Raw genomic sequence first — 22,138 nt, 5'->3', positions numbered from 1 at the left:
CCGATTTCTATATACGCGACTGGCCGAGGAAGCGCAGGGCGTTGGTGGACAGGAGCTTGTCGCGCTGGGCGTCGGTGAGAAAGTCGGCCCCGTGCACCACCGCGCCGGCCGGCCGCTCGCCCAGCGGGTACGGGTAGTCGCTGCCGACCAGCACCCGATCCTCCCCCAGGGTGTCGACCAGCAGCCGCAGGGCGGGCGGCGCGAAGACCACCGAGTCGACGCTGAACCGGTCGAGGTAGCTGCTGGGCGGGCCGGCGGACGCGCCCCGGACCAGGTCCCCACGGCGGTGCCAGGCGTTGTCGGCGCGGCCGAGCCAGAACGGGAAACTGCCGCCGCCGTGCGCGAAACAGATCCGCAGCGTCTCGGGCACCCGGTCGAAGACACCGCCGAGGATCATCGCCAGCACCGACAGGTGCGTCTCGGCGGGCATCCCGGTGAGCCAGCGGGCCATCCAACGGTCCAGTCGTGGCCCGCCCGGCATGTCCCACGGGTGGACGAAGACGGGTGCGCCCACCTCGGCGCAGTGCTGGAGGAAGGTGACCACACCGGCGTCGTCCAGGTCCCGGTCGCCGACGTGGTTGCCGATCTCCACGCCCACGTGCCCGGCGGCGAGGCTGCGGTCCAGCTCGGCGCAGGCGGCATCCGGGTCCTGGAGCGGCACCTGGCAGAACGGCACCAATCGGTCGCCCCCGGCCGCGGTGACCTCCAGGGTCAGGTCGTTGAAGATCCGGGCGACCTTCACCGCCTGGTCGGCCGGGCGGTCGTAGCTGAAGAAGACCGGGGTGGGCGAGACCACCTGCACGGCCACGCCGTCGGCGTCCATGTCGGCCAGTCGGCGCGACGCGTCCCAGCACTCCGCGCCGACCGGGCGGAACTCCGCCTCCCCCACCATGATCATGGCGGCGCGCTCGGAGTCGACCCGCAACCACGGCCAGTCGGACCCGCCGCACGCCGCGCCAAGGTCCGGCCAACCCTTCGGTACGACGTGCGTGTGCACGTCGACCACGCCTGCGGGCATCAGCCCTTGCCCGGGTGCAGGGTGCCGCAGTTGGCACAGGTACGCGCCGACTCGTCGGCATAGAACGCCTGGAACACCGGCGGCAGATCGGCGGCGATGTCGCGGACCTGCAACTCGACCTCGTGCACCTTGTCGCCGCACTCCGGGCAGTACCACTGGAACGTCTCCAAGGTGCCCTCCTCACGGACCCGCTCGACGACCATGCCGATCGACCCGGCCTCCGGCCGCTGCGGCGAGTGCGGGGTGTTGCGCGGCAACATCCACATCTGCCCCTCGCGCACGTGCACGGTACGCGGCCCTTCCGGGGTGACCAGGTTGATGTGCATGTTGCCCTTGACCTGGTAGAAGAACTCCTCGTACGGGTCCACGTGGAAATCGGTGCGCTGGTTGGGCCCACCCACCACCATCACGATGAAGTCGTCGCCGCCGGGGAACATCTCCTTGTTGCCCACCGGGGGCTTCAACAGGTGCTGGTTGTCGGCGATCCAGCCCGGAAAGCTGAACGGCTCGGCGATCTCACTCACGACTGACCTCCCGAGGGAAGAAGGGCCACGGCCTGGATTTCGATCAGCAGGTGCGGGTGCGGGAGCTGGTGCACCGCCACCGTCGTACGGGTCGGTCCGGAGGCGTCGAAGAACTCGGCCCACACCTCGTTGTAACCACCGAAGTCGTTCATGCTGACCAGGTAGGACGTCACCTGCACCAGGTCGGTGAGGTCCGCGCCGACCGAACGCAGCAGATCCCGCACGTTCTCGATGACGGCCCGCGTCTGCACCCGGATGTCGAGGTTGGTGGTGCCGAACCCGTCCACCTCGACGCCGGCGAAGGTGTTGTCCGCGCGCCGCGACGACGTACCGGAGACGAAGACGAACCCACCGGCGACCTTGACGTGCGGGAAGGCCCCCCGCGGGACGGCCTTCCCGGCCACCACCCGGGCGGTCACGACGATGCCCGCAGCGAGGCGGTGCCGAGCTTCTCGACGACGGCGCGGACGTGGGCGCCGGGACGCAACGGAACAGCGGCGGTGGCGGCACCGGCCAGGAAGACCCAACCGGACTCCAACCGCACTCCGTGCCGGCCCGCCAACCGAATGCCCTCGTCGAGCGCCCGGCGCGGATCACCGAGGATCGCCGCCGTCGAACCGACCTGCGCCACCCGCCCGTCGACCTCCAGCAGCACGCCCAGGTTGTCCAGCCCCGCCGGCACCGGCGACCACGGCCCGATCACGAAGGCGGCGGCCGAGGTGTTGTCCGCGACCACGTCGGGCAACGAGAAACGAAAGTCCGCGTACCGAGAGTCGATCAACTCGATGGCCGGGGCGACCGCGCGGACCGCCGTGGCGAAGTCGCCGACCGGCTCGCCCGGCTCGGGCAGCCGGTCCAGCAGGAAGGCCACCTCCGGCTCGACCCGGGGATGGATGTACGCGGCCGGGTCGACGGCACCGCCGTCGGGCACCCGCATCGCGTTGGTGAGCCGCCCCCAGATCACCTCGTCCACGCCGACCTGGGCCATCTTCGCCCTGCTGGTCAGCCCCATCTTCAGCCCGACCAACCGCTCACCGGCGTCCAGCCGGCGTTGCAGCAGCGCGGCCTGCACGGCGTACGCGGTGTCCACGTCGAGGCCGGTCTCGGCGGCGAGCTGCGGGATCGCGGTGGCCGTGTCGGCAGCCGTGCCCAGCTTCTCGGCGATCCCGACGATGTCCGGTCCGATCATGACTGTTGCTCCTTGTCGGCCAGGTCGAGGGCCACGTCCACGATCATGTCCTCCTGGCCGCCGACCATCCGGCGGCGGCCCAGCTCGACCAGGATCGACCGGACGTCCACGCCGTACTTCGTGGAGGCCCGCTCGGCGTGCCGCAGGAAGCTGGAGTAGACACCCGCGTACCCCAGGGAGAGGGTTTCCCGGTCCACCTGGACCGGCCGGTCCTGCAACGGGCGGACGATGTCGTCGGCGGCGTCCATCAGCGCGAACACGTCGCAGCCGTGCTTCCAGCCGTGCAGCTCGGCGACCGCGACGAAGACCTCCAGCGGCGCGTTGCCGGCGCCCGCGCCCATGCCGGCGAGGGAGGCGTCCACACGGACCGTCCGACCGTGCGCCGCGTCGGGGCCGACCGGCGCGGACCCGGTGACCCGCCCGTGCTCGACGGCGAGCACGCTGTTGGCCACCCCGAGTGACAGGTTGTGGTGCGCGTGGATGCCGATCTGCGTCTCCGGGGCGAGGACCTGCCGGTACGCGTCGACCCGCTGCGCCACGTCGGACATCAGCAGCCGACCGCCGGAGTCGGTGACGTAGACGCAGTGCGCCCCGTACGACTCCATCAGCTTGGCCTGCCCGGCCAACCCGGCCGGATCGAACATGTGCGACATCATCAGGAACCCGGCGACGTCCATGCCGTTCTCCCGGGCCCAGGAGATGTGCTGGGCGCTGATGTCCGCCTCGGTGCAGTGGGTGGCGATGCGCACGCTGGTCACCCCGAGCGCCTTCGCCGCCTTCAGGTCGGCGATCGTGCCGATCCCGGGCAGCAGCAGCGTGGTCAGCTTCGCCGTGGTCAGCACCTCGGCCGCCGCGGAGATCCACTCCGCGTCACTGGCCGCGCCGTGGCCGTAGTTCACGCTGGAACCGGCGAGCCCGTCACCGTGCGCCACCTCGATCGCGGCCACCCCGGCGGCGTCCAGCGCGGCGGCGATGGTGCGTACCTGGTCGACTGTGTACTGGTGGGCGACGGCGTGCATGCCGTCGCGCAGCGTCACGTCCTGGATGTAAAGGTCGGTCATGGCGCGGCCACCTCCGAGGAACGCAGGGCGACCAGCCGCTCCGCGGTGCGCAGCGCGGCGGAGGTCATGATGTCCAGGTTCCCGGCGTACGCGGGCAGGTAGTGCCCGGCGCCGGAGACCTCCAGGAAGACCGACACCTGAAGAGCGGTGAGCCGCCGGCCGAGCGTCGGCAGGTACGCGTCGACCCGGTCGAACTGCACGTCCTGCTTGAGCCGGTAGCCGGGGACGTACTCCTGCACGGTCGCCACCATGTCCGCCACCGAGGCGGCGATCGCGTCGGTGTCGGCGTCGGCGTCCGGGCAGAGGCAGTAGACGGTGTCCCGCATCAGCAGCGGCGGGTCCGCCGGGTTCAGCACGATGATCGCCTTGCCCCGCTCGGCACCGCCCACCACCTCGATGGCGCGGGCCGTGGTCTCGGTGAACTCGTCGATGTTGGCCCGGGTTCCCGGCCCGGCGGACTTCGACGCGATCGAGGCGACGATCTCCCCGTACGCCACCGGGGTGACCCGGCGGACCGCGGCGACGATCGGCACGGTCGCCTGTCCGCCGCAGGTCACCATGTTGACGTTGGGCTGGTGCAGATGCTCGTCGAGGTTGACCGGCGGCACCACGTACGGGCCGATCGCGGCCGGGGTCAGGTCGACCACCGTCCGGCCGAGCGCGCGCAGCACCTCGTCATGGCGTCGGTGCGCGCCGGCCGAGGTGGCGTCGAACACCAACTCGACGTCGGCGAACTCGGGCAACGCGACGAGCCCGTCCACGCCGTCGGCGGTGGTGGCGACGCCGAGGCGGCGAGCACGCGCCAGGCCGTCGGAGGCCGGGTCGATGCCGGCCATCGCCACCACGCGCAGGCTGTCGCTCAGCCGCAACACCTTGATCATCAGATCGGTACCGATGTTCCCGGAACCGAGTACCGCCACGTTGGTGGTCACTGGCCGCCCCTGTCGCTGAAGGATGTGCGCACCGAACCCAGCCCGGAGATCCGGGCCTCGTACGCGGCGCCGGGGGTGACCGGCACCATCGGGCCGAGCGCGCCGGAGAGCACCACGTCCCCGGCACGCAGCGGGTCACCGGCGCGGGCGAGGGTGCCGGCCAGCCACAGCAGGGCGTGCAGCGGGTTGCCCAGGCAGGCGGCGCCCGCACCCACCGAGACCGGCTCGCCGGCGTGCTCCAGCACCATCCCGCACAGTCGCAGGTCCACGTCGGCGAGCCGGCGCGGCGTGGTGCCGAGCACGAAGAGCCCGCTGGAGGCGTTGTCGGCGACCGTGTCCACGATGGAGATGTCCCAGGCGGCGATCCGGGAGTCGACGATCTCGATCGCCGGCAGCACGTGGTCGACCGCGCGGATCAGGTCGACGGTGGTGAGCTGCGGGTTCGGAAGGTCCCTGTCGAGCACGAACGCGATCTCCGCCTCGACCCGAGGCTGGAGCAGCCGGTCGATGGGCACCTCGACCCCGTCGCCGACGGCCATGGCGTCGGTCAACATGCCGAAATCCGGTTGGAACACCCCGAAGGTCTCCTGCACCGCCCGGGACGTCAGCCCGATCTTCGCGCCGACCCGGCGTTCGCCGCGGCCCTGCCAGGCCCGCGCCTGGAGTTGCTGCACGCGGTACGCGGCCTCGACGTCGCCTTCCGGCAGCAGCCGGCCCCGAAGCGGCGCGCACGGCTTGCCGGTGCCGCGGGCGTCGGTCAGCTCCCGGTTGGCGGCCTCGATGTCAGCTTCCATGCCCGCTCCCTCGCTACGGCTCACGACAGGTCCACGCAGACGTTCGTGAGTTCGGAGTAGAAGTTCAGCGAGTGCACGCCGCCCTCGCGACCGATCCCGGACGCCTTCACCCCGCCGAACGGGGTACGCAGGTCCCGCAGGAACCAGGTGTTGACCCAGACGATGCCGGCGTCGAGCCGGGCACCGGCTCGGTGCGCGACGCCCACGTCCCGGGTCCACACGGTCGCCGCCAGGCCGTACTCGGTGCCGTTGGCGAGGGCGTACGCCTCGTCCTCGGTGTCGAACGGCGCGACGTGCACCACCGGGCCGAAGATCTCCTCGCGGTTGGTGCGGGCGTCCGGACCGAGCCCGGTGAGCACCGTCGGCTGCACGTACGACCCGCCGTCGCGGGTGTCGCCGAAGGTGGGCGTACCGCCGCCGGTGAGCACCTCGGCGCCCTCGGACCGGGCCAGCTCGTACGCGCCGAGCACCTTCGCCCGGTGCTGGTGGGAGATCAGCGGCATGGTGGCGGTCGCCTCGTCGGTCGGCCAGCCGTACGCCAGCTCGCCGGCCCGCTTCGCCAGTCGGGCGGTGAACTCCTCGAAGACCGGCCGCTGCACGTAGATGCGCTCGGTGCAGAGGCACACCTGACCGCCGTTGGTGAAGCTGGACCGCACCGAGCCGGCCACCGCGGCGTCCAGGTCGGCGTCGGCGAAGACCAGGCCGGCGTTCTTGCCGCCCAGTTCGAAGCTCACCGCCTTCACCCCGTCGGCGGCGGCCCGCATGATCGCGCCGCCGGTGGCCGACTCGCCGGTGAAGGTGATCGCGTCGACGCCCGGGTGGCGGGTGAGGAACTCGCCCGCCGAGTCCGGCCCGAAGCCGTGCACCAGGTTGAACACACCGGCCGGTACGCCGGCGGCGGCCATCACCTCGGCGAGCACCGTCGCCGAGGCGGGAGTCTCCTCGCTGGGCTTGACCACGACGGCGTTGCCGCAGGCCAGCGCCGGAGCAACCTTCCAGGTGAGCAGCAGCAACGGCAGGTTCCACGGCACGATGACCGCGACCACGCCGACCGGCTTGCGCAGCGCGTAGTTGAGTGCCCGACCGCCGGTCGGGGTGACGGTGGTGAACGATTCGGTGGGGGCGGTCGCCACGATCTCCGCGAACGCGCGGAAGTTCGCCGCGCCGCGCGGGATGTCCAGGGTGCGGGCCTGGGCGATGGATTTGCCGGTGTCGGCGACCTCGGCGGTGACCAGGTCGTCGAAGCGGCGCTCCAGCTCGTCGGCGACGCGGCGCAGGACCTCGGCGCGCTCGCGCTCCCCCATCCGGCCCCACGGCCCGCGCAGCGCCGCACGGGCGGCGGCCACCGCATCGTCCACTGTCGACTGCGATGCCTCGTCGACCTCGAAGACCTGCTCCCCGGTGACCGGGCTGGCCTTGGCGAACGGGTTCCCGCCGTCGACGAACTCACCGGCGACGAAGTTGCGCAACCGCTGCGGACCACTCGGCGCGTGGCCGGCCATCAGCCGCGGATCCCAGGTGCCGGTCATGCGCGCCTCCCTCGACCCAGCGCCGCGCCGATCGCGCCGACCAGCAGCAGCGCGGCTCCGCCGACGACCGCCCCGAGCACCAGGTGCTGATGGCGCACCCGGCGGCGCACCTCGGCGTACGGGGTGGTGGAGAACGACACCAGCTCGTACTGGGAAACGTACCGGCCGGGCAGAGCCCGTTCCAGCGCGTGCTCCACCCGCCGTCGGGCCTGGAAGACCGGGGAGGCGACCTTGTCGCGCATCTCCACGAAGTTGGTCAGCGCCATCGTCGCGATGGCCTCGGCGTTCTCCTGTCGACGCCGCTGGAACAGCGGCAGCGCGGTCAACCAGTCGTCGGCGCACTCGTCCAGGCAGCGGTCCAGCTCCACCACGTCCTCGAAGGCGCAGTTGGCGCCCTGGCCGTAGAACGGCACGATGGCGTGCGCCGCGTCGCCGAGCAGGGCGACCTTTCCGCTGACCTGCCACGGGGTGCAGCGCACGGTGCCGAGCACGCCCACCGGGTTGTGCTGGTAGTCGTCGACCAGGTTCGGGGCCAGCGCGACGACGTCCGGGTAGTGCTCGGTGAAGTGCCGTTCGATCTCCGCCGGGCTGGTCAGCGAGGCGAAGCTGCCAGCACCGTCGTTGGGCCAGAACAGCGTGCAGGTGAAGGAGCGGTCCGGGTTCGGCAGCGCGATCATCATCGAGGTGCCACACGGCCAGATGTGCAGCGCGTCCTCCTCCAGGGCGAAGTCCCCGCCCAGCGGCGGGATCGTCAGCTCCTTGTAGCCGTAGTCGAGGAAGTCCACGCTCTCGTCGAGCAGCCCGTACGCCAGCAGTTGCCCACGCACCGCGGAGCCGGCGCCGTCGGCGCCGAGCACGACCGACGCCTTGGCCGCGACCGGGCCCTGCGGGGTCTCGAAGCTCAGGGCACCGTCGATCGGGTCGAGCCCGACGAGCCGGTGGTCGAAGACGACCCGCACTCCCGGCAGCGCGGCGGCCTCGTCCAGCAGGGCGTTGTTCAGCGCGCCCCGGCTGATCGAGTTGATCGCCCGGTCGCCGGTCGCGCTGTACGACTGGAACTGCTGCCCGCCCTCGACCGGGTGGATCATCCGGCCGCGCATCGGCAGCGCGTCGGTCATCACCTGCTCGGCCAGCCCGATGCGGCGCAACGCGTCCAGGCCGCGCTCGGAGAGCGCCAGGTTGATCGAACGACCGCGTTCGGCGGTGCCAGCGCGCGGGTCGGAGCGGCGCTCGTAGAGGGCCACCGGGTAGCCACGCCGGGCCAGGAAGCAGGCGGCCAGACAGCCGGCCAGCCCGGCGCCGATGATCGCGATCTCGTCACGCCGCGCGGTCACGCAGTCACCCCCACCGTCGCGGCGAGCGCCGCGGCGGCCCGCCAGCAGTCGAGGTACGTGGAGTACAGCGGCACCGGGGCGAACCGCACGACGTCGGGTTCGCGGGCGTCGGCGATGACCCCGTGTTCGTACCGTAGGCGTTTGGTCAGCTCGGCGGCGCTGCCCGACCCGATGCGCACGGAGAGCTGGCAGCCTCGACGGGCCGGGTCACGCGGGGTGACCACCCGCAGCGGCCGGCCGTCGGTCACCTCGTCGAGCAGTGACTCCAGCCAGCCGGTGAGGCGCTGGCTGCGCTCACGCAGCGCGGTCATCCCCACCGCGTCGAACAGCTCCAGCGAGGTACGCACCGGGCCCATCGCGAAGATCGGCGGGTTGGAGATCTGCCATGCCTCCACGGTGGCCGGTGGTCGGGACACCGGCGTCATCTCGAACCGGGTGGCCGCCGCCGTGCTCCACCACCCCTCGAACCGGGGCAGGTTCTCGTCGCCGAGGTGACGCTCGTGCACGAAGACGCCAGCGAGGGCACCCGGGCCGGAGTTCAGGTACTTGTAGGAGCACCACGCGGCGAAGTCGACGTCCCAGTCGTGCAGGGCCAACGGCACGTTGCCGACCGCGTGGGCCAGGTCCCAACCGACCACCGCACCGGCGGCCCGGCCGGCAGCCGTGATCGCCGGGATGTCCAGCAGCTCACCGGTGAGGTAGTTGACCCCGCCGAGCAGCAGCAGCGCCACCCGGTCGCCCTCGGCGGCCAGGTAGTCGGTCACGTCCTCGGTACGCAGGGCGTCCTCACCCGCGCGCGGACGCAACCGGACCACTGTGTCGTCCGGGTCCAGGCCGTGGAACCGGGCCTGGCTGCGCACGGCGTAGCTGTCCGAGGGGAACGCGGCGTCCTCGATGACGATGCGGGTGCGCGCGCCGGCCGGTCGGTAGAAACTCACCATCAGCAGGTGCAGGTTGACGGTGAGCGAGTTCATCACCACGGCCTCCGCGGGCCGGGCGCCGACCAGTCGCGCGGCCGGCCCGGTCAACAACTCGTGGTACGGCAGCCAGGGGCGTTGCGCCTCCAGGTGCCCCTCCACGCCGAGTCGCCCCCAGGCGTCCAGGTCGGCCAGGAGTTCGTCGCGGGTGGCCCGAGGTTGCAGACCGAGCGAGTTGCCGGCTAGGTACGCCGACTCGGGGTGGTCGCCGCCGTCGGCCGGCGGCACGTGGAACAGGTGCCGGTGACCGGGATCGGTCTCGTCACGGCGGTGCGCTTCGGCCTCGCCGCCGGCGAGGCGGTGCGCTTCGTGTTCTGGGGTTCGCATGTCTCGCTCTCCGGTCACATCGCGGTGCGGGCCGACCATAGCTCCGGGAAGACCACCCGGGCCATGCTGCGCTGCAACCACGCCAGGCCGGCGGAGCCTCCGCTGCCGACCTTGGCGCCCATCGTCCGCTGCACCGCCTTGACGTGATTCCAGCGCCAGTCGCCGAACTCCTCGGCGACAGCGCTCAGCGCCTCGCCGAGCAGCCGCAGGTGATTGTCCGGGCTGGCGTCGTCGTAGATGCGCACCCAGGCCGCCTCCACCAATGGGTGCGGGTCGTGTTCGACGGCCACGTCCCGGTCGAGCAGGTCGGCGGGGAGGTCGAAGCCGCGCCGGGCGAGCAACGCGAGTACGTCGTCCCAGAGGCTCGGGGTGGTCAGCGCGGCGCTCAGCTCGGCATGCACCTCGACCTGCCGGCGGAACGGGCGGATCAGCGTCGGGTCGCGCAGCCCGAGCAGGAACTCCAACTGCCGGTACATCGCCGACTGGAAGCCGGAGGCCTCACCGAGCAGATTGCGGAACCGGTTGAAGTCGGCCGGGCTCATCCAGCGCAGGCCCTGCCAGGCGGCGTTGAGCCCCTCCAGGTGCAGCTTGGCTCGGCCCAGCGGGGCCAACGCCTCCCAGATCTGGTCGGCGCGGATCAGCCGCTGGGTCTCGCGCAGCTCGTGGCAGGTCAACCCGAAGTACAGCTCCATGATCTGGCTGACCATCAGGAAGGACATCTCGCCCGGGTCGCTGCTGAGCGGGTGCTGCATCTTGTGCAGAGCGCTGGCCTGCACGTACGCGTCGTACGGCACCATGTCGGCGAACTCCAGCGTCGGTTCACCACCGGTGCGCTCCGCCTGCGCGACACGCTGCCCGGGGGTCACCGGTCGCACCGTGGCACGGCGGTTCGGCGCCCGCCGCTCCGTCTGATCCACCATCTCTTCTCCCTCCCCGGACTGGCCGACGTCATGATCTCGCGGTCGGATCGGCCTGCGGAATGCCGAATCAACGGCGTCCGCCGACTTCTCGTGGCGAACCAAAGGCAACTAGGCGAAGTCGGTTCACGAAAGTAAGGTCTAAGCGTGGACGACATGGACTGGGCGCTGCTGCGTGAGTTGCAGGCCGACGCGCGGCTCTCCTTCAGCGAGTTGTCCCGACGGGTGCACCTGTCGCCACCGTCGGTCGCGGAGCGGGTCCGTCGGCTGGAGGAGGCCGGGATCGTCACCGGCTACCACGCCCACGTCGACCTGAGCCGCGCCGGCCGCACCGTGGTCGCGCTGATCCGGATGTCCTGCTACGGCGCGCGGTGCATCCTGCACGACCCCGCCGTGGCCGAGTGGCCGGAGATCCTGGAGATCCACCGGATCACCGGGGACGCGTGCAGCGTGCTGAAGGTGGCGGCCGGCTCGATCGGCGCGTTCGAGGGGGTCATCGACCGTCTCGCCCCGTACGGCCAACCGTCAAGCACGATGGTCCTCTCCTCCCCCCTGAACTGGCACCCCGTCACCCCCCTCCCCCACCCACCCCACTAACCCCCCGCCCTCCCGCGCCCTCCCTCCCTCCCGCGTCGATCTTGCAGTTCCTGTTGCCGATATGTCCTTTGTGCGGGCATTTGTCGGTGCAGAAAGTGCAAGATCGCGGGGGTGGGGGTCGGGGTGGGGTGGGGCGTGGGCGGGTTTGGCTTCGGGGTGGGGGGAAAGCAGCGCGCGTGCCCAGGGGAGGGTTCCGGCGGTCGTCGCCGGTTGGGGGGAAATCATGCAGGCAGTCCGCACGATCAACCGCGCGCTCTCGTCCGCACTGACACTGGTGGGGCTGGTCGGGGCGTTCGTCCTGTTGTCGGTCGCACCGGCGCGAGCCGGCGAGAACGTCTTCGTCGAGGTGACACCCAACAGCGTCCAGGCCGGCAGCCGGGTCAGCATCAAGGCGAGCTGCGACAACGACAACAACAACAGGCAGTCCAGCGTGCACTCCGACGCGTTCGGGTCCGTGACGTTGAGGCCCGACAAGGGCTTCCTCACCGCGCAGGCCAGCATTCCGCGCGACAAACCGGCCGATCAGTACCCGGTCGACCTGCGGTGTGACAACGGACAGACGTCGTCGACCACGCTGACCGTGCTGAACATGGCCTCACCCAGCAAGGGCCCGGCGACCGGTGGCGGTGGAATGGCCGGCGGGCGCGGGACGGGCTCACTGCTGGTCTTCGGTGGCGTGGCGTTGGTGGCCACCGCGATCGTGCTCGGGATGGCCGGTGGTCGACGTCGACCGGGAGCCGGCTCCTGAGCCGGATCACCCATGACCCGCAGATCCGCGCGGGCGCGGCCGGACCGCCGCGCCCGCCTCCGGGCCGGGCCGGCGCTGCGCGCGTCCGGCCGGCTGGTGGTCCGCGTCACCGGACGGCTGCGCCGGGTCGCCGGGCAGGCCGTTTCGGCGAGCGTCACCACCACCGATCCGGCCGCCCGTCCGCTGCCGCCGCGACGTCCGGCCGGGCCGTCGTCGACTCGCCACCGGTTCGTTACGAGCCCCGGGTTGCCGGTGCTGGCCATCGCCGCGCTGATGGTGCTGATCGTGGCGATGCTCGGCGTCGAGCAGGTGACCGGGATGAGCCTGCTGCCGGATCGGCTCAGCGCCGGACTGCGACCGCCGCCGAAGAAGTTCCCGGTGCTGCCGGCCAGCGACCCGACCAGCCTCGCCATCGACAAGATCGACGTACGGGCGCCCGTACACGACGTGGGCATCGCCCCGGACGGCACGATCGCCGTGCCGGACGCGGCCCGCGCCCAGGAGGCCGGCTGGTACGACCAGGGGCCCACCCCGGGCCAGTACGGTCCAGCCGTGATCGTCGGGCACGTCGACACCACCAGCGGGCCGGCCGTCTTCCACAAACTCCGCGAGCTGCGCTCCGGTGACGAGATCGAGGTCACCCGCACCGACCAGCGCGTGGCGGTCTTCGAGGTCAACTCGGTGGAGAAGTTCGACAAGGACCAACTGCCGGTGGACGAGGTGTACGGCGACTTCAGCCGCCCGAGCCTCCGACTGATCACCTGCGGCGGCCAGTGGGTCGGCGGCGAGACCGGCTACGCGGACAACGTGGTGGTCTTCGCCTCACTGGTCAAGGAGCGGTCAGGGTGAGGTCGGGCAGATCGGCACCGGGGTCAGTTCTGCCCTGGGCTTGCCACGGGCAACCCTGCGGCCTTCGCGCACTCGAGCAGTCGCCGGTCGTAACTGACGAATGCGATGAGCGCCGCTCCGGACTCGTTTGTCAGCACCTGGGCTGTGGCAAGGTGGATGGCGTCGAGGCTGCGTAGCGTGGGCTCGGCGAAAGCGGCTGCGGTCGCGCGGACAGTGCCGTCGATCTCCAGCCGGAAGAGGCGCCCGACGGCCGCCGGAACGCCGATCAGCGCTTGCGGGGCTGATCGGCGCAACGCTCTGGGCACTTCAACCTCGACGAGGGCTGAGGAAACCAGCGGGACGTCGCCGTAGTCGTTGAGCCAGGCGACGAGGTCAGCGCTGCACGCCTCCTGACGAACAAGCTTGACGACCGCGGCAGAGTCGAGATAGATCACCAGCGCTCCTCGTCGCGCATCTCGGCGAGGGCGGCAGAAGCGTCCACATCCTCAGCGCCGAGCTTGGGCGGAAGCGGAACAGGACCGCCGCCGGTTGGAGCGACAGCCCGACCTGCCGCGACAAGCTTGGCCAGCACCGACCTGTCGTCATTGACCGGAACCAGTCGGGCGATCGGATGCCCGCGATCGGTGATCTCGACCGTTTCCCCGCCGCTCACCCGAGCCAGCACCTGACTCGTGTTCTGGTTCAGCTCTCGAACCCCGATGCGCTCCATGGAGTTAGTGTAGAACTAAATGTTCTACATTCCGAGTCCGTTCAAACGACGGCGGCCAGTGGGTCGGCGGCGAGACCGGCTACGCGGACAACGTGGTGGTCTTCGCCTCACTGGTCAAGGCTCGTTCCGGCGGTTGACCGGCGTCGACGTACTCGGCGAGCCGGGCGGCCCCGGTGAGCATGGCCCGGCCTCGCTCGGTGAGCCGTTGCCGCCACCGACGCAGCGAGGCGGCGAGCGGGTCGGCACCACCGGCGTCGCGCACTCGACGCAGCACGCCCGCGATGTGGTCGAGCCGGTAGCCACCGCGGCGCAACAGGTGGGCCAGTTCGGCGTCCCGGACGTCGTCGGGACGGTAGAGCCGGTAGTGGGTGACCGGATCACGTACCGGTCGCAGCACCCCGGCCCGCTCCCATGTGCGCAGCGTGGCCGCCCGCAGACCGAGCCGGTGAGCCAGCACGCTGATCGGCACGGCTTTCTGGCCCTGCGGTTGCGGTCTCGTTCCGGTGAGCGTCACCACCGCCGCCTCGACCGCGTCCAGGGTCTCCCGATCGCGCTGGAGCAGCGCGTGCCCCTGGTCGATGGTGCGCAACGCCGTGTCGATCTCGCCCCGGTTGACGGCCCGCATGATCTCGCCGCTGGCCGCATAGCCGTGGCCCGGGATCAACGCAAGGTAGGCACGCAGCGCCTTGACGTGCAGTTCGGTGAAGCGACGGTAGCCGCTCGGCGTGCGCTGGGCCGGGGGCAGGACGCCGTCTCGTTCGTAGTTGCGCACGGCCTGCGCGGAGAGACCGTGGGCGCGCGCGAGGTCGACCGGCCGGCGTACCCCCGGGTTTGAAGGTTTTGTGGCTGTCACCGCGCTCCATCGCTCGTAAGTCTCAACCGCTGATTCAACGATACGGTTCATGGAATGCCACCTTTTCTCGACCTGCTGGCGGTTACCCCTGAGCTGCTCGGGTTCGGCGAACCGACCCACGGTGAGCCCGCCTTCCTCCAACTCCGCAACGAGGCATTTCTGTCGCTGGCCGAGCACGGCTACCGCTCGATCGCCCTGGAGAGCGACCGGACGGCCGGGTTGATCGCCGACGAGTTCGTGCGGGGCGTCGCGGCCGTGACGCTCGACCGCGCGCTCGCCGAAGGGTTCAGCCACGGGTTCGGGGCCGCCCCGGCCAACCGTGACCTCCTGCTGCGGATGCGGGAGTGGAACGCCCGGCGGCCCGTCGCCGAACGGCTGACATTCCACGGCTTCGACGCCCCGGTCGAGTTGGAGAGCGCCCCGAGCCCCCGCCACCACCTCAACCAGGTCTGCCAGTTCCTCGACCTGGACCGGGTCACCGAGATCGACGACCTGATCGGGGACGAGGCACGGTGGAGTGAGACGGCCGCGATCTGGGAACCGGGCCGATCGGTCGGGCGCTCCACCGACGCCCAGCGACTGCGGGTGCTCGCCGACGACCTGCTGACCGAGCTGTACCTGCGCGCGCCGTGGAGGTCGGCGGGCTGGCAGGCGGCGTTCGTGCACGCTACAGCTGCTGTGGCCTTGCTGCGCTATCACGCCGCGGCCGCCGCGCCGCTGGGCCAGGAGGAACGCTTCGGCCGCCTGGCCGGAGTCCGGGACGCGTTGATGGCCGAGAACCTGCTGGCGATCCGATCGGTGGAGGCACATCGCGGGCCCACACTCGTCTTCGCGCACAACACGCACCTTCAGCGCCACCCGAGCACCATGACGCTGGCCGGCACGCGGGTGTCATGGGCCGGCGCCGGCGCGATCATCGCGTCGGTGCTGGGCGACCGGTACGCCGTGATCGCCGGCAGCCTCGGCGCGAGCCCGGCACTCGGCATCGGGCCACCGGCCGCCGACACCTACGAGGGCCGACTCCAGCAGGAGAACAGCCTTCCCCGGTATCTGTCGACGTCCGACATCGAAGCGGCCGAGTTGCGCACGCACGACCACCGCTACTTCCCGCTGGACCGGGCCGCCATCGAGAACGCCGACGCGGTCCTGCACGTCCCGACCGGTGTCGACCCGGCCGTGCTTGCCGATCGCATCGCCGCGCTGCCCGAGGTCGAGCAGCTCGTGGCGAGCAACGAGAACGGATCGCCCGAGGCGGCCTGGGGCGACCGGTTCTTCTTCGTCGGTCCGGACCGCCGCCAGCCGTTCGCCACCATCGTCGAGCAGGACGTGCCCGGCTTCGACGAGGCCGCACAGCTCGACCGCCCCGGCGTCTTCCGCCTCAACCTGGACCTGGGCCGGGCCGAGTTCGAGCGGCTGTTCGGCTTCCCGCCCAAGGCGTTCGAGGAGCACCGGCACGAGTACGACTTCGCCCGGCTGGACAGCCTCGCACCGCACCCGGGCTACGCACAGTACGGCTTCGCCAGCATCGTCATGCCCGGTCCGCACCTGCTGCCCGAGGTGGACCGGCTGCTGACGGTCGCGTACGACCGTGCCGTGCGTCGCCGCGAGCGTGCGGCGCGACGGACCGCCGAGTAGCGCGACCGACCGGAGTCAGGCGGCTGCCTCGGGCTCCCGCAGGTCCAGCCAGTCGGCCCAGCGGGGGTCGGGAGCGCGGTGGCCCAGCACCCGCCAGGCGGTGCCCTTCGGGGCGGCCGGCAACGCGTGTAACCGCCAGCCCATCTCGGCCGGGGTCTTGTCGCCCTTCGTGTGGTTGCACCGGGCACACGCGGCGACCACGTTCTCCCAGGCGTGCCGGCCACCCCGGCTGCGCGGAAAGACGTGGTCGATGGTCTCGGCCGGGCCCCGGCAGTAGGCGCACCGCCACCCGTCCCGGGCGAAGATCGCCCGACGGGACAGCCCGACATGCGTCCGGTACGGCACCCGGACGAAGCGCGTCAGCCGGACCACGGACGGCACCGGGAGCGCGTCCCGGGCGCTGTGCAGGATGCCGTCCCCGTCGGCGACGCAGACCGCCTTGGCGGAAAGGACGAGGATCGCGGCGCGACGCACCGACACGACACACAGCGGCTCGTAGGTGGCGTTGAGGACCAACGCGCCGGAGCCCACCGTGGGTCGTATGTCAGGCATCGCGCTCACCCTCCCGGTTCAGCGGCTGCTGGGGACCGCCGTCGACCGGGGCCGGGCACAGGGGCCCACACGGTCGACGCCGGGCCGATCACCGACGTCCGTTGCGCCAATAGTCCCTGATCGGACCCCGGATTGCACGTACTAATCCCGCATGGGGTATGAGGATCATCCGCAACCGGGCGGATCGTCATGCTGGCCTGGCCTGGGCACCTCGGTGATCCCTGCCGGTGGCACGGCGGAGTCGAGGACGCCGAGTCAGCTGCTTCCGCTCAGCCAACGCTGCCAGCTGACACGGGTGACCCGCCGCTCGGGGCTCTCGGCCGCCTCGAGGACGAACTGTGCCCGGAGCCGGACCAACGGCTCGTCTGCCGTGGTCAGCGCGGCGACCCTGTCGAGGAACGACGGGTCAAGACGTGGGACCAGCCGGGCGTACATCCAGTCTTTGCATCGATAGGGTCGCCTCAGCGCTGAGAGGACCAACTCTGCGATGTCAGGCCGAGTACCTTCCGGCAGGCCGCCGCGCTCGAACCGTCGCAGGAGCACGTCCTTGGTTGCCCAGGGGGAATGCATCCGCGACTCAGGCACTCCCCACTCGGTCGGATAGTCCGCCTCCCACCGCAGGTACAGCACCGCGAACGGTGCCCACAACGCCTCCGTACCGTCATGGGGGGCCGAGTCCAGGAATGTGTTGACGGGCCCATGGATCGTTCGTCTCCTGTACAACGCGATGGCCTCCGGCGCGTTCCACCCGCGCAGGCCCTCGCGGGCAGCCGCAACCAACGCTTGGTGCCGAGCAAGCGCCCGGCGTCGCACGACGTGGTCCGTGGCAGCAAGGTCAAACGTCCAGAAGTAGTCCCCATGCACCTCCGCAGACACGCCTCCAGCCTGCCAAGCGCCGGCACAGACCCGCACGGCAGGTCCAGCCGGACCTGTCACGCAGCTTTGGAGTTCACGGCTCACCCATGCCGAACCCGCCGCTTCGGCCAGGTTGCTTCACACCGGTTTCGTCGTGCGCCGCGCCGGGTGTCACCGCACCGACAGGCGGTAGCCGATCGCAGCCGAGAAGAGCACGAACAGCGCGATCGGCACCCACCAGTCCGGAAATCGACTGCGGGTGTGGCGCGGGCCGTCGGCGGCCTGCCGCTCGGCGACGATCACACCGAGGCGGTCGACCAGGTCCTGCCCCTTCGATCCCGCGGTGCTCTGCAGCGAGTCGGACAGACCCCAGGCCCGGACCTTCCTGCCGGAGGCCAGGGTGAGGCGGACCGAGATGAGGTCGAGATCTATCGACGTCACGTCGCGGTAGGCGATGCGTTCGACGGTCAGCGGGTTGACCACCTCGAAGTGGTCGAGCCGGGCCGTCAGCCCTAGCCGGAAGCCGAGCCGGAAACAGAACCAGCCCATGACCGCGAAGAAGCCCGCGGCGGCGACGTCGAACGGCAGCCCGGCCAGGGTCGGCTCGGACATCTCCTTCGGCACCGCCACCACGACGCCCAGCAGGAGCAGCCGTCCGATCCAGCGATCGGCGCTGCCGTAGAAGACCCGGTCCCGGCCCCTGCGCCCCATCGGGTCGATACGCACGCTCCACCTCTTCCGTCGCCGTGCTCGCCACGCCGGTCCGCCGGCCGGTGGGTCGGCGGCGGACGCTCGGGCCCCTTGCGGTACGAAGACATAGTGAGTGCCGCCAGCGTGACGCCCCTAGCCCTGTCCGACGCCGTCTCGGTGAGCTGCCAGGGCAGCACCTCCTGCGAGTGGATCTACCGGATCACCGGGTCGTCCTGGTTCGCCGAGGGCAGTTACTGGATCCTGCTCAAACCGCTTCGGGTGCTGCTGATCCTGGCCCTGGCGATGGTGGCCCGCTGGGCGCTGCACCGGACGATCAACCGGTTGGTCCGGACGACCACCGACGGCGCGGTGCCGACGATGCTCCGGCCGCTGCGCGAGCGGGTACCCACCGCCGCGGTCGACCCGGCAGAGTTCGTGCCCGAGCGACGGAGGCAGCGGGCCGAGGCGATCGGGTCGGTGCTACGCAGCCTCACCACCGCGTTCGTCTTCGGCATCGCGCTGCTGATGATCCTGCGGGAGTTCAGTTTCGACCTGGCCCCGCTGCTGGCCAGCGCGGGGATCGCCGGTGTGGCGCTGGGCTTCGGCGCGCAGAGCCTGGTGAAGGACCTGATCGCCGGCCTCTTCATGCTGATCGAGGACCAGTACGGCGTGGGCGACAACGTCGACCTGGGCGAGGCGATGGGCGTGGTCGAGTCGGTCGGCCTGCGGGTCACCACGGTGCGCGACGGCCGGGGCGTGCTCTGGTACATCCGCAACGGCGAGATCATCCGGGTGGGCAACAAGAGCCAGGGTTGGGCCCTCGTGGTGGTGGACCTGCCGATCGGCTTCAACAGCACCGAGGAGGCCACAGCGGTGCTACGGACCGCGGCGGCCTCGGTCGCGGTGGACCCGGAGCTGTCACCGGAGATCGTGGAGGCGCCCGAGGTGCTGGGTGTCGAGCAGGTGACTGTGGACGGCGCTGTCATCCGCACCGTGGTGAAGACGACCGCTGACGGGCAGTTCGCGGTGGGCCGGGAACTGCGTCGGCGTCTCGCCGAGGCGTTGGAGAATTCGGGGATCACCGCGCAGATCGCTGCGGCCCGCATCTATCCCGGGCTGTCGACCCGGCCGTTGTCCGAGGGCGAGACGGGTCAGGGCGGCGCTACCTGACATCGCCGACATAGTCCGGCAATTCAGGGGTCGCGATCCGGCCGGCCCCTCGGGTATCGTCCGTTCGTTCAGTCGGGGAGGCGACGAACGACCCGTTCGACCTAGCTACTTGTCAGACGATCGGGCAGAATCCGGAGCACGCGTTACCACCGAAGCGTGATCACAACCTCGCTGATCCGTAGATCTGACGAGTGCTTCCGGCCGGGCTGCCACGAGCGGCCGAGCCGGGGCCGATGGAGGCGACGGTGCCTGACGAGCGACCTTCCGCGGAAGGCCCCGCCACATTTCGCGACGTCTTCGGCCAGCACGAGTTCCGGGCCGTGTTCGTGGCCGGCGCTCTCTCCTGGGTCGGCGACTACGTCGCGAAGGCCGCCGTCACCCTGCTCGTCTATCAGCAGACCCGGTCCGTGGCGCTCTCCGCGACTGCCTTCGCGGTCAGCTTCCTCCCCTGGCTGCTCGGTGGTCCCGTGCTCGCCGCACTCGCGGAGCGGTACCCGTTCCGACGGGTGATGGTGGCATGCGACCTCATCCGGATGGCGCTGATGCTGCTGATCGCCATTCCGGGCCTGCCGTACCAGGCGGTGCTGGTGCTCATCTTCGCCGCCACGCTTGCCAACCCGCCGAGTCAGGCGGCGAAGTCCGCGCTGATCCCGCAGTTGCTCACCGGGGACCGACTGGTGCTGGGGCTGTCGCTGAACGGCAGTGTCGGGCAGGCCGCCCAGGTCATCGGGTACGTCTTCGGCGCCGCTGTCGCCGCGGTCGACCCGGAGGCGGCGCTGCTGTTCAACGCGGTCACGTTCGGTCTCTCGGCGCTGCTGGTCCGCCTCGGGGTGCGCGACCGTCCGGCGGTGATGAACCCGGAGCACCGCAGCCACCTGCTGCGGGAGACTCGGCAGGGGTTCGGCATCGTGTTCCGCACACCGGTGCTGCGGGCCATCGCGGTGCTGGTGTTCAGCTCGATGCTCTTCTCGATCGTTCCCGAGGGTCTGGCCGCGGCCTGGGCCAACGAGGAGAGCCGCGGCGCGGTGAGCGCGGGCACCGCACAGGCGGCGATCATGGTGGCGAACCCGATCGGCTTCATCCTCGGTGGGTTGCTGGTGAGTCGCCTGTTCGGGCCGGCTCGCCGACTGAAGCTGATGCGGCCGCTCGCGGTGCTCGCCCCGTTGGTGCTCGTACCGGTGCTGCTCGACCCCCCGCCGCTGGTGGTGGCACTGCTCGCCGCGCTCTGCGGGTTCGCGGTCGCCGGCATGATGCCGATGGCCAACGGGTTGTTCGTCCAGGCGCTCCCCAACGGCTTCCGAGCCCGCGCCTTCGGGGTGATGGCCACCGGCATCCAGGTCATCCAGGGCCTCGCGGTTCTGGTCACCGGAATGCTCTCCGAACGGTTCCCCATTCCGGTCGTGGTGGGGGTCTGGAGCGCAGCCGGGGTGCTGCTGATGACGGTGGCCACGCTGCGGTGGCCGGACCGGCAGACGGTCGACGACGCGATCACTGCCGCGTCGTTGGCCAACGCCGATCCACCGCCCTCCAGCCTCGGCGACCCCGCCGACGACCGCCCGGTGGACGGCAGGTCCAACCCGCACACCGGTGACGGCCACCGCCGGCACGCTGTCACCTGACCCGTCGAAACCGACCGCCACCCGAGCCGGCCGAGTGCCCATATTCGGGCTTGTCGACCCGGCGTGATCCGACGCACGCCCTGCGGGTCGGGTCGACGCCGGACGCACCTGGCAGGATGGAACTGTGACTTCCGCAGGTGAATCCGACCGTTCCGGTGCGTCGATGACCCTCTTCGAAGCGGTCGGCGGCGAACCCACCTTCCGCAAGCTGGTCGACGAGTTCTACGCCGGGATCGCCACCGACCCCCTGCTGCGACCCATGTACCCGGAGGAGGACCTGGGCCCGGCCGCGGACCGGATGACCCTGTTCCTCATGCAGTACTGGGGTGGGCCGAACACGTACTCCGCTCAGCGGGGGCACCCTCGGCTGCGGATGCGCCACGCGCCGTTCCGGATCGGAGCGGCCGAACGGGACGCCTGGCTGCGCAACATGCGCCGCGCCGTGGACCGGCTCGACCTTGAGCCGGAGATCGCCGTCACCCTCTGGGACTACCTGGAGCGGGCCGCGTACTTCATGGTCAACGTCGAGGACGACCCGGCCAACGCCGGCTGACCCGCAGCGGCGTCAGAGCAGCGCGCCCTCGTCGTGCAGCCAGTCCACGAAGCTGGTGGCGACCGCCGCGCCGCAGTCGAGCATCTCGACCAGGAGCGCGTCGTGGGTGCCGGCGCCCAGGGGCACCTGAAGCTCGGCGTAGATCGGTAGCTGACCGCGCTCGGTCGGGTCACCGATGTACGCCTTGCAGAACCGGCGGGTGTGGTTCCACTCGTTGACCACCCGGTACGCCCGGTCGGCCCAGTCCGGCGGGACCGTGGCGTGCGGGCGTGCCCGCATGACCAGGATCTCGTCCTCCGGCCCTTCGAGGGTGACCAGCACCGCGTGCCGCTCCCACATCGCCAGCAGGTTACCGTCGCCGTCGGCCAGGTATCGCACGTCGAGCAGATCGAGCGCGTCGCAGACCCGGCGCAGACTCACCGGCTCGACGGTGGCGGGCATCTCGGTCAGCACGGGCCGCTCGTTGGACGGGCAGTCGTCCCCCGGCTGGCGAGGACTGGGCGGCCCGATCCGGACCGCGCTATCGACTGTGATCCCGCTTCGGGTTTCCGGTTCGCCGCCGTCGGCGGGACCGGGGCGCCATGACCACCACGGCATCGCTCGCGCACCTCACTCCCCAGCGGATCCAGTCGCCTACGGTGCGTTGGATCCGAGGATGGACGGTACCCGGACAGCCGGGTTGAAGCACCCCCCCAACGACCGCCCC

At 71.0% G+C, this 22,138-nt stretch carries 25 protein-coding genes; 7 read left to right on the top strand and 18 right to left on the bottom strand.

The window, feature by feature from the left end:
• Positions 1 to 7 precede the first annotated feature (7 nt).
• From AB0877_RS29130 to AB0877_RS29080, 11 genes are read right to left on the bottom strand one after another with little or no spacing between them, the layout of a single operon-like run.
• The gene (locus tag AB0877_RS29130) at positions 8 to 1,018 is read right to left on the bottom strand and encodes an amidohydrolase family protein (RefSeq protein ID WP_366612753.1); all 1,011 of its coding nucleotides are present in this window, start codon (positions 1,016 to 1,018) and stop codon (positions 8 to 10) included.
• Positions 1,018 to 1,542 carry a 3-hydroxyanthranilate 3,4-dioxygenase gene (locus tag AB0877_RS29125; protein WP_357205430.1) on the bottom strand — a complete coding sequence of 175 codons (525 nt, stop codon included), beginning with the start codon at positions 1,540 to 1,542 and terminating at the stop codon, positions 1,018 to 1,020. The genes AB0877_RS29130 and AB0877_RS29125 overlap by 1 nt, the downstream gene beginning before the upstream one ends.
• Positions 1,539 to 1,967 carry a RidA family protein gene (locus AB0877_RS29120; RefSeq protein ID WP_366612784.1) on the bottom strand — a complete coding sequence of 143 codons (429 nt, stop codon included), beginning with the start codon at positions 1,965 to 1,967 and terminating at the stop codon, positions 1,539 to 1,541. The genes AB0877_RS29125 and AB0877_RS29120 overlap by 4 nt, the downstream gene beginning before the upstream one ends.
• Positions 1,958 to 2,731 carry a fumarylacetoacetate hydrolase family protein gene (locus AB0877_RS29115; RefSeq protein ID WP_366612752.1) on the bottom strand — a complete coding sequence of 258 codons (774 nt, stop codon included), beginning with the start codon at positions 2,729 to 2,731 and terminating at the stop codon, positions 1,958 to 1,960. Before AB0877_RS29115 ends, AB0877_RS29120 begins: the two co-directional genes overlap by 10 nt.
• A complete protein-coding gene (gene dmpG, locus AB0877_RS29110) occupies positions 2,728 to 3,792 on the bottom strand; it encodes a 4-hydroxy-2-oxovalerate aldolase (protein WP_366612751.1) in 1,065 nt (354 codons plus the stop codon). Before dmpG ends, AB0877_RS29115 begins: the two co-directional genes overlap by 4 nt.
• Positions 3,789 to 4,724, bottom strand: a complete 936-nt coding sequence (locus AB0877_RS29105) for an acetaldehyde dehydrogenase (acetylating) (RefSeq protein ID WP_366612750.1) — start codon at positions 4,722 to 4,724, stop codon at positions 3,789 to 3,791. Before AB0877_RS29105 ends, dmpG begins: the two co-directional genes overlap by 4 nt.
• Positions 4,721 to 5,518, bottom strand: coding sequence for a fumarylacetoacetate hydrolase family protein (locus tag AB0877_RS29100; RefSeq protein ID WP_366612749.1), 798 nt, complete (start codon positions 5,516 to 5,518; stop codon positions 4,721 to 4,723). Before AB0877_RS29100 ends, AB0877_RS29105 begins: the two co-directional genes overlap by 4 nt.
• 20 nt (positions 5,519 to 5,538) lie before the next feature.
• A complete protein-coding gene (locus AB0877_RS29095; protein ID WP_357223424.1) occupies positions 5,539 to 7,020 on the bottom strand; it encodes a 2-hydroxymuconic semialdehyde dehydrogenase in 1,482 nt (493 codons plus the stop codon).
• Positions 7,021 to 7,043: 23 nt separating this feature from the next.
• Entirely contained in the window at positions 7,044 to 8,381 is a 1,338-nt protein-coding gene (locus tag AB0877_RS29090) for an NAD(P)/FAD-dependent oxidoreductase (RefSeq protein ID WP_366612748.1), read from the bottom strand.
• Positions 8,378 to 9,685, bottom strand: coding sequence for a kynureninase (gene kynU / locus AB0877_RS29085; RefSeq protein ID WP_366612747.1), 1,308 nt, complete (start codon positions 9,683 to 9,685; stop codon positions 8,378 to 8,380). Before kynU ends, AB0877_RS29090 begins: the two co-directional genes overlap by 4 nt.
• A 14-nt stretch (positions 9,686 to 9,699) precedes the next feature.
• Positions 9,700 to 10,602, bottom strand: a complete 903-nt coding sequence (locus AB0877_RS29080; protein WP_366612783.1) for a tryptophan 2,3-dioxygenase family protein — start codon at positions 10,600 to 10,602, stop codon at positions 9,700 to 9,702.
• 147 nt (positions 10,603 to 10,749) lie between these two features.
• Here AB0877_RS29080 and AB0877_RS29075 point away from each other — a divergent pair, with 147 nt between their 5' ends.
• The 3 genes from AB0877_RS29075 (at position 10,750) to AB0877_RS29065 (ending at position 12,796) form a co-directional block, all read left to right on the top strand.
• Positions 10,750 to 11,199 (top strand): Lrp/AsnC family transcriptional regulator, encoded by a 450-nt coding sequence (locus AB0877_RS29075; protein WP_366612746.1) that lies wholly within the window; start codon positions 10,750 to 10,752, stop codon positions 11,197 to 11,199.
• 223 nt (positions 11,200 to 11,422) lie between these two features.
• On the top strand, positions 11,423 to 11,947 hold the full coding sequence (locus tag AB0877_RS29070; RefSeq protein WP_366612745.1) for a hypothetical protein: 525 nt from the start codon (positions 11,423 to 11,425) through the stop codon (positions 11,945 to 11,947).
• 12 nt (positions 11,948 to 11,959) lie between these two features.
• Positions 11,960 to 12,796: a class F sortase gene (locus AB0877_RS29065; RefSeq protein WP_366612744.1), complete on the top strand. Its 837-nt coding sequence runs from the start codon at positions 11,960 to 11,962 to the stop codon at positions 12,794 to 12,796.
• A gap of 23 nt (positions 12,797 to 12,819) precedes the next feature.
• Here the strand turns inward: AB0877_RS29065 and AB0877_RS29060 are convergent, their stop codons facing one another.
• From AB0877_RS29060 to AB0877_RS29050, 3 genes are all read right to left on the bottom strand, one after another.
• Positions 12,820 to 13,230 carry a type II toxin-antitoxin system VapC family toxin gene (locus AB0877_RS29060; protein WP_366612743.1) on the bottom strand — a complete coding sequence of 137 codons (411 nt, stop codon included), beginning with the start codon at positions 13,228 to 13,230 and terminating at the stop codon, positions 12,820 to 12,822.
• The gene (locus AB0877_RS29055) at positions 13,227 to 13,505 is read right to left on the bottom strand and encodes a type II toxin-antitoxin system prevent-host-death family antitoxin (protein WP_366612742.1); all 279 of its coding nucleotides are present in this window, start codon (positions 13,503 to 13,505) and stop codon (positions 13,227 to 13,229) included. The genes AB0877_RS29060 and AB0877_RS29055 overlap by 4 nt, the downstream gene beginning before the upstream one ends.
• Positions 13,506 to 13,584: 79 nt before the next feature.
• Positions 13,585 to 14,358 carry a MerR family transcriptional regulator gene (locus AB0877_RS29050; RefSeq protein WP_366612741.1) on the bottom strand — a complete coding sequence of 258 codons (774 nt, stop codon included), beginning with the start codon at positions 14,356 to 14,358 and terminating at the stop codon, positions 13,585 to 13,587.
• A gap of 54 nt (positions 14,359 to 14,412) precedes the next feature.
• Between AB0877_RS29050 and AB0877_RS29045 the strand changes: the two genes are divergently transcribed.
• Positions 14,413 to 15,993, top strand: coding sequence for a DUF6194 family protein (locus AB0877_RS29045; RefSeq protein ID WP_366612740.1), 1,581 nt, complete (start codon positions 14,413 to 14,415; stop codon positions 15,991 to 15,993).
• 15 nt (positions 15,994 to 16,008) lie between these two features.
• Here the strand turns inward: AB0877_RS29045 and AB0877_RS29040 are convergent, their stop codons facing one another.
• The 3 genes from AB0877_RS29040 to AB0877_RS29030 all read right to left on the bottom strand — a co-directional run bounded on the left by AB0877_RS29040 (position 16,009) and on the right by AB0877_RS29030 (position 18,126).
• Positions 16,009 to 16,545, bottom strand: coding sequence for an HNH endonuclease (locus AB0877_RS29040; protein WP_030333470.1), 537 nt, complete (start codon positions 16,543 to 16,545; stop codon positions 16,009 to 16,011).
• A gap of 255 nt (positions 16,546 to 16,800) precedes the next feature.
• Positions 16,801 to 17,421 (bottom strand): hypothetical protein, encoded by a 621-nt coding sequence (locus tag AB0877_RS29035; RefSeq protein ID WP_366612739.1) that lies wholly within the window; start codon positions 17,419 to 17,421, stop codon positions 16,801 to 16,803.
• 150 nt (positions 17,422 to 17,571) lie between these two features.
• Entirely contained in the window at positions 17,572 to 18,126 is a 555-nt protein-coding gene (locus AB0877_RS29030) for a hypothetical protein (protein WP_366612738.1), read from the bottom strand.
• Between the two features lie 123 nt (positions 18,127 to 18,249).
• Here AB0877_RS29030 and AB0877_RS29025 point away from each other — a divergent pair, with 123 nt between their 5' ends.
• The 3 genes from AB0877_RS29025 (at position 18,250) to AB0877_RS29015 (ending at position 21,432) form a co-directional block, all read left to right on the top strand.
• Complete coding sequence (locus AB0877_RS29025) at positions 18,250 to 19,260, top strand: mechanosensitive ion channel family protein (protein ID WP_366612782.1); 1,011 nt, start codon at positions 18,250 to 18,252, stop codon at positions 19,258 to 19,260.
• Positions 19,261 to 19,493: 233 nt separating this feature from the next.
• The gene (locus tag AB0877_RS29020; RefSeq protein ID WP_366612737.1) at positions 19,494 to 20,879 is read left to right on the top strand and encodes an MFS transporter; all 1,386 of its coding nucleotides are present in this window, start codon (positions 19,494 to 19,496) and stop codon (positions 20,877 to 20,879) included.
• A 124-nt stretch (positions 20,880 to 21,003) separates the two neighbouring features.
• Positions 21,004 to 21,432 (top strand): globin, encoded by a 429-nt coding sequence (locus AB0877_RS29015; RefSeq protein ID WP_366612736.1) that lies wholly within the window; start codon positions 21,004 to 21,006, stop codon positions 21,430 to 21,432.
• A 12-nt stretch (positions 21,433 to 21,444) separates the two neighbouring features.
• Here AB0877_RS29015 and AB0877_RS29010 read toward each other — a convergent pair whose 3' ends face one another.
• Positions 21,445 to 22,029 (bottom strand): YbjN domain-containing protein, encoded by a 585-nt coding sequence (locus AB0877_RS29010; protein WP_357356583.1) that lies wholly within the window; start codon positions 22,027 to 22,029, stop codon positions 21,445 to 21,447.
• Positions 22,030 to 22,138 lie beyond the last annotated feature (109 nt).

The organism is Micromonospora sp. NPDC047644, from assembly GCF_040704315.1.
Taxonomy (GTDB): Bacteria; Actinomycetota; Actinomycetes; order Mycobacteriales; family Micromonosporaceae; genus Micromonospora.
This window is presented reverse-complemented; position numbering and strand designations above follow the sequence as displayed.